The sequence below is a fragment of the Halolamina litorea genome, assembly GCF_026616205.1.
Lineage (GTDB): Archaea > Halobacteriota > Halobacteria > Halobacteriales > Haloferacaceae > Halolamina > Halolamina litorea.
The window spans coordinates 537370-550254 of sequence record NZ_JANHGR010000001.1 but is presented as its reverse complement, the minus strand read 5'-3'; the positions used below and the strand labels follow the sequence as shown (position 1 = coordinate 550254).

The following is a 12885-nucleotide window of genomic DNA, read 5'->3' as shown; positions in this document are numbered from 1 at the left end:
CACGCTCAGGGAAGGCTTTTACCGAACCCGGCGCTCCCTCGGGTTGTGATCCGTGTGTACCCAACCGTCGGGAGGAGGCATCGACCATGAGCCGGCCCGAAGGTGTCACCACACACACGCTGCGACTCGAACTCGACGACGAGCCGGGGGAGTTGGCGGCCGCGCTCGAACCCATCGCCGAGAACGGAGGGAACCTCCTCTCGGTGTTCCACGAGCGGGGGAGCCGGACGCCGGGGGGCCGAATCCCGGTCGAAGTCGCCCTCGACTGTCAGGTGGACCGCTTCGAGGACGTGGTCGAGGGGCTCCGTGACCGCGGCGTCACCGTCGTCGCCGCCGACGAGGAGTACTACGGGGAGGCGTTCCGTGTCCTGTTGACCGGCCACCTCGTCGACACCGACCTCTCGGGGACGCTCCGCGAGATCGAGGGTGAGTCGACGGTCTCGGTGGAGGAACTCTCCCTGACTGCCCCCGAAGGCGTCAGCGCAGTCTCCTCGGCGTACCTCCGACTCGGCGCACGGTCCGGCGAGCGTGCGGCCGCCCTGGAGACGGTTCGGTCGATCGCCGAGCGGAAGGACCTGACCGTCGTCGAACCCCTAGGGGTGGGCGAATGAAGCTCGCCGTAATGGGCGTCGGCGCCGTCGGCCGTGCCGTCGTCGAGTTGGCTGAGGATTACGGCCACGAGGTCGTCGGACTGGCCGACTCCACGGGGGCGGCGTTGGGAGAACCGCTGGACGTAGCCGCCGTGCTCGCGGAGAAAGACGAGACGGGCGTCGTCGGCCGGACGTCCCACGAGGAGTTGCTGGACGCCGACTACGACGTGCTCGTGGAGGCGACGCCGACGACGCTCGGCGACGCCGAACCGGGCTTTTCGAACGCGGTCGCCGCACTCGACCGGGACCGCCACGTCGTGCTCGCGAACAAGGGGCCCGTCGCCGAGCGCTACGCCGACCTCCGTGCGGCCGTCCGCGAGAGCGCCGGGGAGCTTCGCTTCGAGGCGACCGTCGGCGGCGCCATCCCGGCGGTGCGGACCATCGAGGACCTCGGCCCGGAGCGGGTCGACCGGGTCCAGGGGGTGCTCAACGGCACCGCGAACTTCGTGCTGAGCCGGATGGCCGCCGAGGGGCTGGGCTACGAGCACGTGCTCGCGGAGGCACAGGAACTCGGCGTCGCCGAGGCGGACCCGAGCTTCGACGTGGACGGGACCGACGCGGCGCTGAAGGGCGTCATCGTGGCGAACGTGCTCCGCGACGCTCGCGGGGAGGACGACATCTCGCTCGCCGACGCCGAGGTCGCGGGAATCGAGGACCTGCCGACGAGTGCGCTCTCGCTTGCGGCCGACGACGGGCGGACCGTCCGACTGATCGTGGAGGCGACGCCCGACGGCGTCCGCGTCGGGCCGCGACTGGTCCCGGAGAACGGGACGCTCGCGGTGACGGGGACCCAGAACATCGTCCAGGTCGCGACCGGCCACGCGGGTCGGCTGAACATCTCGGGACGGGGCGCGGGTGGTCCCGAGACGGCATCGGCAGTGCTGGCCGACGTCGGGCGGCTCCCCCCGCGCTGAGGCAGGAACCACGGTACAGTGGCACAAACCGCCGTACGCGGCAGGATTAGGGGCCACGTATCGAAATGGTTTTACGGCGTTCTGACGAACGATTCCCCACAGCGCCTTTAGCGCGTGAATCCACCATGAGCGAAGACAAACCGCACCAGAACTTGGCCGTCATCGGCCACGTCGACCACGGGAAGAGTACGATGGTCGGGCGCCTGCTGTTCGAGACAGGGAGCGTCCCCGAGCACGTCATCGAGCAGCACCGCGAAGAGGCAGAAGAGAAGGGCAAAGGCGGCTTCGAGTTCGCCTACGTCATGGACAACCTCGCCGAGGAGCGAGAGCGAGGTGTCACCATCGACATCGCCCACCAAGAGTTCGACACCGACGAGTACTACTTCACTATCGTCGACTGTCCGGGTCACCGTGACTTCGTGAAGAACATGATCACGGGCGCCTCGCAGGCAGACAACGCGGTGCTCGTCGTCGCGGCCGACGACGGTGTCGCGCCCCAGACCCGAGAGCACGTCTTCCTCTCGAAGACGCTCGGTATCGACGAGCTCATCATCGCCGTCAACAAGATGGACGTCGTCGACTACAGCGAGGACACCTACAAGCAGGTCAAGGAAGAGGTCAACAACCTGCTGAACCAGGTCAGCTTCGCGTCCGACGACACCACGTTCGTGCCGACCTCGGCCTTCGAAGGCGACAACGTCTCCGAAGCCTCCGAGAACACGCCGTGGTACGACGGGAAGACGCTCCTCGAGGCCCTCAACAGCCTGCCGGAGCCGGAGCCGCCGACGGACGCGCCGCTCCGCCTGCCGATCCAGGACGTCTACACCATCTCCGGTATCGGTACCGTCCCCGTCGGACGTATCGAAACCGGCGTGATGAACATCGGCGACAACGTCTCCTTCCAGCCCAGCGACGTGGGCGGCGAGGTCAAGACGATCGAGATGCACCACGAAGAGGTGCCCAAGGCCGAGCCCGGTGACAACGTCGGGTTCAACGTCCGTGGCATCGGTAAGGACGACATCCGCCGTGGCGACGTCTGTGGCCCGGCCGACGACCCGCCCAGCGTCGCCGAGACGTTCCAGGCGCAGGTCGTCGTCATGCAGCACCCGTCGGTCATCACCGCCGGCTACACTCCGGTCTTCCACGCCCACACCGCACAGGTCGCGTGTACGGTCGAGTCCATCGACCAGAAGATCAACCCGTCGACCGGCGAGGTCGCCGAGGAGGACCCGGACTTCATCAAGTCCGGCGACGCCGCAGTCGTGACGATCCGACCGCAGAAGCCGCTCTCGATCGAGCCGTCGAGCGAGATCCCCGAGCTGGGGAGCTTCGCCATCCGCGACATGGGTCAGACCATCGCGGCCGGGAAGGTCCTCAGCGTCGACGAGCGATAGATGGCCGAGCAACAGGCCCGCGTCCGACTCACCGGCACGAGCCCGGAGGATCTGGACGACATCTGTGACGACGTCCGCGAGATCGCGGAGAAGACGGGCGTCTCGCTCTCCGGCCCCATCCCGCTCCCGACGACGGAGCTCAACGTTCCCTCGCGGAAGTCCCCGGACGGCGAGGGGACTGCCACCTGGGAGCACTGGGAGATGCGGGTCCACAAGCGGCTGATCGACATCGACGCGGACGAGCGCGCGCTGCGACAGCTGATGCGGATTCAGGTCCCGAACGACGTCTCGATCGAGATCGTCCTCGAGGACTGAACCCACCCCGTTCTCACGTTTTCTCACCCCGACGAGCGGCGGCGCTCGCGGTCGTCACGACCGACGACGACAGCCCGACGGCGCCGACTCGCGGGTGAAGCGCAACGTTCAAACCGTTCCCCCGCATCGATTCGGGTGCGGGCTCGTAGATCAGTGGTAGATCGCTTCCTTCGCAAGGAAGAGGCCCTGGGTTCAAATCCCAGCGAGTCCACTACGTTCTTCGATTCCTCGATCGGTACTCGACTCCTCCAGTGAGGGCAGTTCGGTCCGGTAGACCGACCAGAGGGTCTCAGCCGAAGGTGACGGCCAGTTCGAAGTGCACCACCTGCACGCGGTCGAGGTCCGTCGTCTCACAGACGACCCGCGGGTCGTCGGCGCCGCCGGGGCGCGAACAGCTCATACCCGCACCCGAGAGGTAGGACTCCCAACGGTCGGCCACCGGCGAGGAGAGCGCGATCTCGAGTCGGTCCACGTCGGTGTCGTCGACCTCGACGGTTCGGAGCCGGCGTTGGGACCGGATCAGCACCGTCCGCGAGCCGGCGATCGAACGGTCCTCGACGGAGAGTTCGACGACGGGGATGATCGCGCGGCGCTCCGAGAGGACGAAATCGGGCTCCGAGAGCGCCACGGACCCAGCCGGCTGGATGCGCGTCAGCGCGTTCCCGGAGTAGCGGATCCGGGTGTCGCCGGACTCGTACACCACGGGGTCGAGCGTGTAGTTACCCGTCGAGAACGCCAGTGAGCCACCCTCGTAGCCCGAGACGCTGAGCAGGGTCGACTCCCCCGTCCCGATGCTGGCCTCGGCCAGCCTGACCTCCGTGCCGCGGCTGGGAGCGCCGCGGACGGTGATGTCCTCGATGTTGTCGTCGAGGACGTCGAAAGCACGCTCGGCGTTGTTGATCCGCTCGGCGTCACGGGCGTCCTGCAGGCCCGCGTAGCCGATGGTGAAGACGGTCCCGACGGTAAGCAACACCAGCGAGAAGACGAAGACGAAGCCGACCGTCTCGCTCACACCCCGTCGGTCACGGAACACGGTAGAGGGCCGACCGGCGTGGGTATAAGCGTTCGCCAGGTCAGGCGTCGTCCTCGAGCAGCCCCATGTCCTCGACGAGGAGCTTCTGGAACTGTTCGGCGACGCCGGGGTCCACGCGGGCGACGTCCTCGCCGTCGTGGACCGCCTCGTTGTGGCGCTCGATCCGGGTTTCGAGTTCCGAGAGGGGGGCGCGCGTCGTCGTCTCACAGTCGGGGCAGTGGATGGGCACCTGTGGTCCGTCGTCGCTCATACTCGCCCCCTCACCAGCCGCGACTATAAGCACCCGGGTGCTACTCGCCGAACTCGGACGGGTCCCCGTCGTCGTGGGACTCGAGCTCCGACACGCTCCGGTCATCGACCGCGTAGCGCTCGCGGGCGGCCTCGGCGGTGAGCTTCCCCAGCCGGCGGTCCCGAGCCAGCGCCGACGGCGACCGCTCGTCGGGGTCACCGTAGCCGCCGGCACCAGGCGTGCGGATACTGACGACGCTGCCGGGGTCGAGGTCGTGGACCGACTTCTGGGGGAGCTTCTCCCCGGTGTCGACGTCGGCGTCGTCCTCGGCGGCGTAGGCGACGCTGTCCTCGTACAGGTAGGCGGCGCCACACTCGCCCGACTCGCCACCCGCCAGCCCGTAGGGGGCGTTCTGCTGACGGTCGGCGAGCAGGCTGAAGCGGGCCGTGTGCCCCCGGACCTCGATGTCCCGACGGAGGCCCAGTCCCCCACGGAACTGCCCGGCACCGCCCGAATCCGGTCGGAGCGAGTAGCGAAGCACTCGGAGCGGGTAGGCCGTCTCCAGTACCTCCGCGGGCGTGTTCATGGTGTTGCTCATGTGGACGTGGACCCCGTCCATCCCGTCCTTGCCAGCACGGCCACCGAAGCCACCGCCCTGGGTCTCGTAGAAGGCGTAGGGCTTCCCGTCGCCGTCCGTGTCGTCGGCGCCGCGCGGGTCCGTCCCCCCGAAGGTGACGTTGTTCATCGTTCCCTGACAGGCCGCGAGCACGCGCTCGGGCGCCTCCGTCGCGAAAGCGCCCAGCACCACGTCGGTCACGCGCTGGCTCGTTTCGAGGTTGCCGCCGACGACGGCCGCGGGGGGCTCGGGGTTGACCAGACTCCGCTCGGGGGCGTCGATCGTGATCGGTCGGTAGCAGCCGTGGTTCGGCGGGATGTCCGGGTCGGTCACACACCGGACGGCGTAGTACGTCGCCGAGGAGGTGACCGCGAGCACGGCGTTGATCGGCCCCTCGGTCTGGGGCGCCGTGCCGGCGAAGTCGACGCCGACCTCGTCGCCGTCGACGGTGACCGCGACTTCGACGGGGAGGTCCTCGTTCCCGCGGCCGTCGTCGTCGAGCAGGTCAGCGAACTCGTAGACGCCGTCGGGGAAGTCCTCGATCTCGCTTCGCATCCGGCGCTCTGAGTAGTCCTTCACCGCCTCGAAGGCCGCATCGAGCGTGTCGGCACCGTACTCACTGACCATCCCGTGGACGCGGTCGCGGGCGGTCTCGTTTGCGGCCTCCTGTGCCCGGATGTCCCCGCGGCGCTCGTCGGGCGTCCGGACGTTGGCGAGCACCATCTCCAGTACGTCCTCGTTGACCTCGCCGCCCTCGAACAGTTTGACCGGCGGGATACGCAGGCCCTCCTGGTAGATCTCCGTCGAGTCGGCGGCGACGCTGCCCGCCGTCGAACCGCCGATGTCGGCGTGGTGGGCGCGGTTGGCCGCGTAGGCGATCAGCCGGGGCTCCCCCTCACTGTCGAGTGTCTCGGGGTCGAACACCGGCGAGACGAGGGTGAGGTCCGGGAGGTGGGCGCCGCCGCGGAACGGGTCGTTCAGCAGGACCGCGTCGCCCGGGCCCAGTTCCCCCTCGAAGGCGTCGACGGCCGCCGCGACTGAGAACGGCATCGCGCCGAGGTGGACCGGCATGTTCTCGGCTTGGCTCACCATCTCGCCGCGGGCGTCGAACAGCGCACAGGAACAGTCCCGGCGCTCCTTGATGTTCGGCGAGTAGCCCGTCCGGACGAGGTTGGCGTTCATCTCCTCGGCGACGGCCACACAGCCGTTCCGGACCACTTCGAGCGTGACGGGGTCGACCTCGGTGGTGGCACCCGCCTCGGGGTCGGCGCTCATCGCTCCACCCCCGTATCCACGACCAGCGTGCCGTCGGGTGCCACCTCGGCCGACTGGCCGGGGCGCAGGACGACAGTACTCTCCGGCCCCTCGACGACCGCGGGGCCGTCGAACTCGCCGCCGGCAGGGAGCAGGTCCCGGTCGTAAATCGACGCGTCGTAGTGCTCCTCGCCGAAGCGGACCTCGCGGCGCTCGGCGACGGCGTCGGCGACGCTCCCGTCGGTCCCGACCGCGGCGGTCGACGGCGAGTCGACGACCCCGCGGGCGTGCAGGCGCAGGGTGACCAGTTCGACCGCCTCCGTGGGGTCGGCGTGGCCGTACCGTGCCTCGTGGCGGTCGTGGAACCGCTCCTCGACGGCCGCGAGGGCTTCGGCGTCGATCTCGCCCTCGGGGACGGGGACCGACACCTCGAATGACTGGCCGGCGTAGCGCAGGTCCGCGACGCGCTCGAACTCCCGGCGTTCGGGCCGGACGTTCTCCCCGGCGAGTTCGCTGTCCCCTTCCGCGCGGAGTTCGGCGAACGCCGTGGCGACGGTCGCGGGGTCGACGGCCTCGAAGGGTCGCACCATCGACTGGCTGTAGTCGTAGCCCACGTCGCTGATGAGCAGTCCGAGCGCCGAGAGCGCCCCGGCCGTCCGGGGGACGAGCACCGTCGGCACGTCGAGTTCGGCCGCCAGCGTCGGGGCGTGGAGCGGCCCCGCGCCGCCGAAGGCGACGAGGGCGAACTCCCGCGGGTCGTGGCCGCGCTCGACGGAGACGACACGCAGCGCACGGGCCATGTTGGCGTTGGCAACGTCGAGTACGCCCTGTGCGGCCTCCTCCGGCCCCATCCCGAGTTCGTCGCCGAGGTCGGCGAACGCGGCGCGCACGTCCTCGACGCCGACGTCGCGGTCCTCCGGGAGGAACCCTTCGGGGTCGATCCGACCCAGCATGAGGTGGGCGTCGGTCGTCGTCGGCCGCTCGCCGCCGCGGCCGTAACAGATCGGGCCCGGATCGGCGCCAGCGGATCGGGGGCCGACGCGGAGCGCGCCGCCGGCGTCGACCCACGCGACGGAGCCGCCGCCGGAGCCGACGGTGTGGACGTCGATCATGGGGACGCCGACGGTGTAGTCGCCGACGGCCACGTCGGTCGAGACGACCGGCTCGCCGTCCTGGACGAGGGAGACGTCACAGGACGTGCCGCCCATGTCCATCGTGATGAGGTCGTCGTAGCCCGCGCGGCCGGCGACGTGGGTCGCGCCCTGCACGCCGCCGGCAGGACCCGAAAGCAGGGTGTTGACCGGCCGCTCGCGGGCGGCGTCGGCGTCGATGAGGCCGCCGTTTGACTGCATCAGCTTCACCGCGGCGTCGACGCCGCGGTCGCGGACCTCGCGTTCGAGGTTGCCGACGTAGCTGTCCATCACCGGCTTGAGCGCGGCGTTGAGGCTCGTGGTCACGCTGCGTTCGTACTCGCGGATCTCCGGGAGGACGGTGCTCGACTGCGAGACGGAGGCCTCGGGCAGTTCCTCGCGCAGGATCTCGGTCACGCGGTGTTCATGGTTGGGGTTCTCGAAGGCAAAGAGCAGGCAGACCGCGACGGCGTTCACGTCGGTGGCGGCGATGTCGGCGGCCACCTCCCGCACGGCGTCCTCGTCGAGTTCGCGCAGGACGTTCCCGCGCTCGTCGAGGCGTTCGGGGACGGTGAATCGGCGATCCCGCGGGACCACGGGTTCGGCCTTCTCGGCGGTGAAGTCGTAGATGTCCGGCCGGTCCTGCCGCCCGATCTCGAGGGCGTCGCGGAACCCCTCGGTCGTGACGAGGGCGGTGTCGGCCCACGTCCCCTCCAACACGGCGTTGGTGGCGACGGTCGTCCCGTGGCTGAAGAACGCCACGTCAGCGGGGCCGTAGCCCGCCGCTGACTCGCTCGCTTCGAGCCCGTTCAACACGCCCCGTTCGGGGTTGGCCGGCGTCGACGGCGTCTTAGTGACGGTGACCTCGCCGTCACGGACGGCGACGACGTCGGTGAACGTGCCGCCGATGTCGACGCCGACGCGAGTCTCCGAGTCGGTCACAAGGGACCTCCGTTCGTAGGGGTTGGACGCATTACTCGGAGGGAATGGGGCGTGGTACGTGGGTGTTTCCCTCGCGGTCCGTCCCCCCGGGCCCGTGGTTTCTAGTTCCCCTCAGCCGAGGTGGCAGGCGTGAGCACCCGGAAGACCGCACTCGGCGTCGTGGTCGGGGCAACCGTCACCGTGATCGGGGCCGTCCCGACCGCGGCGCTGCTCCCCCTCGTCGGCCTGCTGGTGGATCGGGCTATCGGCAGCGGCCTGTCGCCGTGGCTGTTCGTTCTCCCGCTGCTCGGCTGGCCGGCGGTCGGCGGCGGCGTCGCCGCGGCGGTTCGTGGCGGCGGACGGGGCGTGAGCATCGCCGGTGGCGGCCTCGCCGGGGCGCTCGGGTGCGCCGCCCTCGGTGCCGTCGCTGGCGCGTTCCTCTTCGTGCTCCTCGCGGGCATGACCCCGTCCCACGCCGGAACCGTCCCCGTCGCGGAGCTCTCGGCCACCTCGGTGGGGTACGGGGCCGGCGGCGGTGCTCTGGTCGGGGTGGGACTCGGCGCCGGCGGCGGCATCGGGGCCCACTACCTCCGGAAGGGGATGTCCGACTCGGGAGCAGACGACTGATCGGGAGAAACAGCGCGTCGTGGCCGGGCCGGGAGTCGCCGCGACCTTGGCCCCGGCCGCTTACACGTCGTGGTCGGCGTCCTCGGCGTCGACGACCTCGACGCCGCGGTTGTTCACGGCGTGGGGGTCTAGTCCCTGTTCCTGCATGAACTGCTTGTAGAGTCGCTCGGCGGTCTCGCCGTCCTTCTGCTTGTCCGAAGCGCGGTCACAGAGTTCGATGAGGTCCTCGGGCACGTCGTTCTCGTGGACGATCCAGTGGTTGATCAGGTCCGACAGCCGCCGGATGGGCGAGGTGAAGTGGCCGTAGATGTCGAAGTTGAGCGCGTGGTGACCGCCGAAGGGGTCGTTCATGTACTTCGCCCGGGGCATCACCTTCAGGACGGCGCGCTGGATCTTGTCGAGCGAGCGGCCGGGTGACTCCTCCAGCGCGGCGTTGACGGCCTTCCGCGGGTCGTCCCAGGCCTGCCCCGGGATGGAGACGCCGTCGAGTTCCTGGATCTCCTTGAGCGCCTTGTTCCACTGCTCGGGGGTGGGCTGGGGGTGGACGCGGTACATCGCCTCGACGCCGCGGTCCCACATCAGCGTGTGCGTGACCGCCTTGTTCGCTTTCAACATCGACTCCTCGATCATCGTGTGGGCGCGGTCCCGCCGGGGGTTGAGCACGAGCGAGCCGTCCTCCTTGCGCTGTTCGTGCATGCGGTCGGCGAGTTCGAACGCCAGCCGGTTCTCCGCGTGCAGCGGCGCGTCCTCGTCGTCGAGGCGGTTCTCACACTGCGTGTAGGTCAGGCGCTCGTTGGAGTTGATGACGGACTTGTAGATCTCGATCTCGTCGAACGAGAGCGTCTCCGGGTCGAGGTGCATCTCGACGGTGTGGGCGAGTCGGTCCTCCTGTGGGACGAGCGAACAGACCGTCTCCGCCAGCGCGGGCGGCAGCATGTGGGTCGTGTACCCCGGCAGGTAGACCGTGTTACAGCGCTCGACCGCCTCCTCCCACATCAGCGAGTCCGGGTGGACGTAGTGGCTCACGTCGGCGATGTGGACGTAGAGGACGTACTCGTCGTCGTGCTCCTCGACGGAGATGGCGTCGTCGAAGTCCTGTGCGTCGGCGGGGTCGGTGGTCCAGGCGGTGAGGTCCCGGAGGTCCCGTCGCTCGTCGAGTTCGTCCTGGATCTCCTGTTCGACGTTCTCGATGCGCCGTTCGGCCTCGCGCATCACGGCGGGGGGGAACTCGTCGCGGAGTTCGAACTCCTCGAACAGCTCGTCGCGTTTGTCCGCCAGTCGCTCGGAGAGGGCTTCGGAGATCAGCACGGGCCCCTGTCCCTCGGCCGTCCCGGCCTGGGCCTGGGCGTCGTCAGTTTCGCTCATGGGTACCGTTGGCGGAGCCGGCAGGTAGGCGTTTCGGGGGATGGGCCGGTTCGCCCCGCCTCAGAGGACGAGGGCGTACGCCCCAACACCGACGGCGATCAGCAAAATCGAGAGCGCCACCCCGAAGAGGTCGCCGATCAGCAGCCGCCGAGCGACCGTCCGGCGGGAGGAATCGCCGAGCAGGAACGGCGACCCGCCGTCGATAACGGCTGGCACGGCGCCGACGGCGCCGCGGGCGTCACGAGCGGCCCCGCAGACCAACACCTCGTCGCCGGGTTCGAGGCGCCGTTCGACGTAGCGCCGGTCGTCGCCGACGCCCCAGTCGATCGGGCCGAGGCTCACCGACAGGTCCTCGTCGTCCACGTCGTCGTTGGCGTCGATGTAGCGCCGGACGCGTTCGGGCGGCGTGTCCCCGCCCTCGACCTGTATCGTCGTGTCCGGTTCGAGCCGGAACGTCGCGCCGCTGGGGTCGACCCGAACCGTCCCGGTGCCGTCGTCGAGCAGGAACTGGCCCGCGACGGCGCCGCCGTCGATGGGTTCGAAGCTGGTCGGGCGCCAGAGGGTGGAGCCAAACAGCCACCAGCCGCGGGCGGCTCGTTCTTCGAGCACTTGGTAGGCCAGCGCGACCGCCGACCGGCCGGTGAACGGCGCCTCGACGGTGCGGCCGCCCTCGGCTTCGGCGACGGTGCCGACGAAGCAAGCCCGGTCCGGGCGGTCGCCGAGCAGGTCGCTCACGGAGCGGTCGGGCGTTCGGAGCAGTCGGAGACCGGTCAGCGGCGCCGGGGCGGCGAGGAGCCAGACGGCGGCGCCGGCGAGGAGGAAGGCGGCGGGCCAGAGCGGGGGCATCGGGCCCATCGTCGGCGGCGTCCCGCAAAAGCGGTTCGCCACCGCCGGATGGAGCGGGCGATTTATGCCCCGAGACGGCCCACGAGGAGACATGAAGGTCAGCTCCCGCCACCACCTCCGCAGCGACGCCGTGGCCGAGATCGAGGACGCGCTCAGCGAGGGGCTGGGCGTGGAACTGGACGCCGACACGTACGAACTGGTCGAACTCGAGGACACCACCTTCGACGTGGTGCTCGTCGACGGCGAACCCGACGTGCTCTACTACGAGGGCGAGCCGTTCCTCTCGGTCCGGGGGGCCAACAGCCACCCGCCCGACGAGGGTGTCGTCACCGTCGACGCCGGCGCCGTCTCGTTCGTCAGCGGCGGCGCCGACGTGATGCGCCCCGGCATCACCGAGGCCGACGAGGCCATCGAGGAGGGTGACCTCGTCGTCATCGTCGAGGAGAGCCACGGCAAGGCGCTCGCGGTCGGTCGCGCGCTCGTCGACGGCGACGAGATGGTCGGCGACAGCGGGAAAGTCGTCGAGTCGCTCCACCACGTCGGTGACGACGTGTACGAGTTCTCGGTCTGATCGGCGACGTTATCATCGCGTGATAGCGGGCGAACAACTGAAGCGGTCCCGTCGTGTACGCCGGGTACCCAGCACGTCTCGTGTCCGGCGAGTCCGCGGAGGGCGGCTGGGTGTCGGAACGCGTGCCGTCGCGCTGTGGGAACCGCGACGGACGGAGGGGTCACGCCCCTCCGGTGGGATCTACGCAGCCCGGAACACAGTACCTTTGAGCGCCGGCCACCTGCATCCGCTATGAGCGAGCGTTCCGGCACCGACGGCGACAGCGCACGCAGCTACCGGCTCGACCGGCTGGCCGGCTTCTCGGTGGTCGGGGCGTTCGTCCTCTCGCTCGCGCTGTTGGCCGTCGGCGAGCCGCTGTTCTGGGTCCCCTTCGCCGTCGGCATGGGGATGGGCCTCCCCGGGTTCGCCATCCTCGCCGACCGGGAGCGCGACCGGGACCGACAGACCGGGCCGGCGGCGGCCGCCGACGCCGACGGTGACGGTGACGGTGACGACACCGACGACTCGGCGTAGTCAGGGCACCTCGTCCATCGACCCGCGGTACCAACGGCCCGTCTCGGTGCCACAGCGTTTGCAGCGGGCGACCACCACGTCCTCCCCCTCGGGTCGCTCGAGGTCGTTGTCAGTCTCTTCGCCACACTCGGGACAGTCCCGCAGTTTCACCTGCGTGCCGTAGTCGAGCGGCGCCCCGATGGCGATCGCGACGACCCGCTCGTCACCGCGGTTCCAGCCGCGTTGGAACTCCTCGCGGTCGAACCGTATCGCTTCCCGAGGGCCGACGACGACGGGACCCGATTCGGTCTCGAACGTCGCCGTCCCCGAGACGACGTAGAACACCTCCTCCTGCACCTCGTGGTTGTGGTAGGCGAACGCGAAGGAGTCGCCGGGCTCCAGTTCGTAGTGGTTGATCGCGACGTCGGTCAGCCCCAGCGGTTCGGTGAGGCCGCGCATCACCGCGGCGGCCTGCACGCTGTTCTCGAGGTCGTCGACGGCGACTCGTTCCATGGCCGGACGGGGGGC

At 69.7% G+C, this 12885-nt stretch carries 14 protein-coding genes and 1 tRNA gene; 8 read left to right on the top strand and 7 right to left on the bottom strand.

Annotation, left to right across the window (positions count from 1 at the left end):
- Nucleotides 1-86 precede the first annotated feature (86 nt).
- The 5 genes from NO998_RS03010 (at nt 87) to NO998_RS02990 (ending at nt 3484) form a co-directional block, all read left to right on the top strand.
- Complete coding sequence (locus NO998_RS03010; protein WP_267645548.1) at nt 87-611, top strand: amino acid-binding protein; 525 nt, start codon at nt 87-89, stop codon at nt 609-611.
- A complete protein-coding gene (locus tag NO998_RS03005) occupies nt 608-1564 on the top strand; it encodes a homoserine dehydrogenase (protein WP_267645547.1) in 957 nt (318 codons plus the stop codon). The genes NO998_RS03010 and NO998_RS03005 overlap by 4 nt, the downstream gene beginning before the upstream one ends.
- A 125-nt stretch (nt 1565-1689) precedes the next feature.
- On the top strand, nt 1690-2958 hold the full coding sequence (gene tuf / locus NO998_RS03000) for a translation elongation factor EF-1 subunit alpha (protein ID WP_267645546.1): 1269 nt from the start codon (nt 1690-1692) through the stop codon (nt 2956-2958).
- Nucleotides 2959-3273: a 30S ribosomal protein S10 gene (gene rpsJ, locus NO998_RS02995; protein ID WP_267645545.1), complete on the top strand. Its 315-nt coding sequence runs from the start codon at nt 2959-2961 to the stop codon at nt 3271-3273.
- Between the two features lie 139 nt (nt 3274-3412).
- Nucleotides 3413-3484: transfer RNA gene (locus tag NO998_RS02990), tRNA-Ala, on the top strand.
- Nucleotides 3485-3562: 78 nt separating this feature from the next.
- On the opposite strand, the gene NO998_RS02985 is transcribed toward NO998_RS02990, so the two are convergent.
- Genes NO998_RS02985 through NO998_RS02970 form a run of 4 tightly spaced genes read right to left on the bottom strand, consistent with a single transcriptional unit; the run spans nt 3563 to nt 8477 of the window.
- Nucleotides 3563-4306 (bottom strand): DUF7289 family protein, encoded by a 744-nt coding sequence (locus NO998_RS02985; RefSeq protein WP_267645544.1) that lies wholly within the window; start codon nt 4304-4306, stop codon nt 3563-3565.
- A 40-nt stretch (nt 4307-4346) separates the two neighbouring features.
- Nucleotides 4347-4556, bottom strand: coding sequence for a DUF8149 family protein (locus NO998_RS02980; protein ID WP_267645543.1), 210 nt, complete (start codon nt 4554-4556; stop codon nt 4347-4349).
- A gap of 40 nt (nt 4557-4596) precedes the next feature.
- Nucleotides 4597-6426 (bottom strand): hydantoinase B/oxoprolinase family protein, encoded by a 1830-nt coding sequence (locus NO998_RS02975; protein ID WP_267645541.1) that lies wholly within the window; start codon nt 6424-6426, stop codon nt 4597-4599.
- Nucleotides 6423-8477 (bottom strand): hydantoinase/oxoprolinase family protein, encoded by a 2055-nt coding sequence (locus tag NO998_RS02970; protein ID WP_267645540.1) that lies wholly within the window; start codon nt 8475-8477, stop codon nt 6423-6425. Before NO998_RS02970 ends, NO998_RS02975 begins: the two co-directional genes overlap by 4 nt.
- Nucleotides 8478-8606: 129 nt before the next feature.
- Here NO998_RS02970 and NO998_RS02965 point away from each other — a divergent pair, with 129 nt between their 5' ends.
- Nucleotides 8607-9083, top strand: a complete 477-nt coding sequence (locus NO998_RS02965; protein ID WP_267645539.1) for a hypothetical protein — start codon at nt 8607-8609, stop codon at nt 9081-9083.
- A gap of 60 nt (nt 9084-9143) precedes the next feature.
- On the opposite strand, the gene NO998_RS02960 is transcribed toward NO998_RS02965, so the two are convergent.
- Both NO998_RS02960 and NO998_RS02955 read right to left on the bottom strand, forming a co-directional pair.
- Nucleotides 9144-10448 carry a ribonuclease catalytic domain-containing protein gene (locus NO998_RS02960; RefSeq protein ID WP_267645538.1) on the bottom strand — a complete coding sequence of 435 codons (1305 nt, stop codon included), beginning with the start codon at nt 10446-10448 and terminating at the stop codon, nt 9144-9146.
- Nucleotides 10449-10508: 60 nt separating this feature from the next.
- Nucleotides 10509-11294 carry a hypothetical protein gene (locus tag NO998_RS02955; protein ID WP_267645537.1) on the bottom strand — a complete coding sequence of 262 codons (786 nt, stop codon included), beginning with the start codon at nt 11292-11294 and terminating at the stop codon, nt 10509-10511.
- 91 nt (nt 11295-11385) lie between these two features.
- Between NO998_RS02955 and NO998_RS02950 the strand changes: the two genes are divergently transcribed.
- Together NO998_RS02950 and NO998_RS02945 are read left to right on the top strand one after the other, a co-directional pair.
- Nucleotides 11386-11865 carry an RNA-binding protein gene (locus NO998_RS02950; RefSeq protein WP_267645536.1) on the top strand — a complete coding sequence of 160 codons (480 nt, stop codon included), beginning with the start codon at nt 11386-11388 and terminating at the stop codon, nt 11863-11865.
- A gap of 231 nt (nt 11866-12096) precedes the next feature.
- The gene (locus NO998_RS02945) at nt 12097-12378 is read left to right on the top strand and encodes a hypothetical protein (RefSeq protein ID WP_267645535.1); all 282 of its coding nucleotides are present in this window, start codon (nt 12097-12099) and stop codon (nt 12376-12378) included.
- Here the strand turns inward: NO998_RS02945 and NO998_RS02940 are convergent, their stop codons facing one another.
- Nucleotides 12379-12870, bottom strand: coding sequence for a cupin domain-containing protein (locus NO998_RS02940; RefSeq protein ID WP_267645534.1), 492 nt, complete (start codon nt 12868-12870; stop codon nt 12379-12381).
- Nucleotides 12871-12885 lie beyond the last annotated feature (15 nt).

Coding starts and splice junctions, on each gene's coding strand:
- tuf (WP_267645546.1), top strand. CDS start 1,690: ATGAGCGAAGACAAACCGCACCAGAACTTGGCCGTCATCGGCCACGTC.
- NO998_RS02975 (WP_267645541.1), bottom strand. CDS start 6,426: ATGAGCGCCGACCCCGAGGCGGGTGCCACCACCGAGGTCGACCCCGTC.
- NO998_RS02945 (WP_267645535.1), top strand. CDS start 12,097: ATGAGCGAGCGTTCCGGCACCGACGGCGACAGCGCACGCAGCTACCGG.
- NO998_RS02955 (WP_267645537.1), bottom strand. CDS start 11,294: ATGCCCCCGCTCTGGCCCGCCGCCTTCCTCCTCGCCGGCGCCGCCGTC.
- NO998_RS03005 (WP_267645547.1), top strand. CDS start 608: ATGAAGCTCGCCGTAATGGGCGTCGGCGCCGTCGGCCGTGCCGTCGTC.
- NO998_RS02940 (WP_267645534.1), bottom strand. CDS start 12,870: ATGGAACGAGTCGCCGTCGACGACCTCGAGAACAGCGTGCAGGCCGCC.
- NO998_RS03010 (WP_267645548.1), top strand. CDS start 87: ATGAGCCGGCCCGAAGGTGTCACCACACACACGCTGCGACTCGAACTC.
- NO998_RS02980 (WP_267645543.1), bottom strand. CDS start 4,556: ATGAGCGACGACGGACCACAGGTGCCCATCCACTGCCCCGACTGTGAG.
- NO998_RS02960 (WP_267645538.1), bottom strand. CDS start 10,448: ATGAGCGAAACTGACGACGCCCAGGCCCAGGCCGGGACGGCCGAGGGA.
- NO998_RS02950 (WP_267645536.1), top strand. CDS start 11,386: ATGAAGGTCAGCTCCCGCCACCACCTCCGCAGCGACGCCGTGGCCGAG.
- rpsJ (WP_267645545.1), top strand. CDS start 2,959: ATGGCCGAGCAACAGGCCCGCGTCCGACTCACCGGCACGAGCCCGGAG.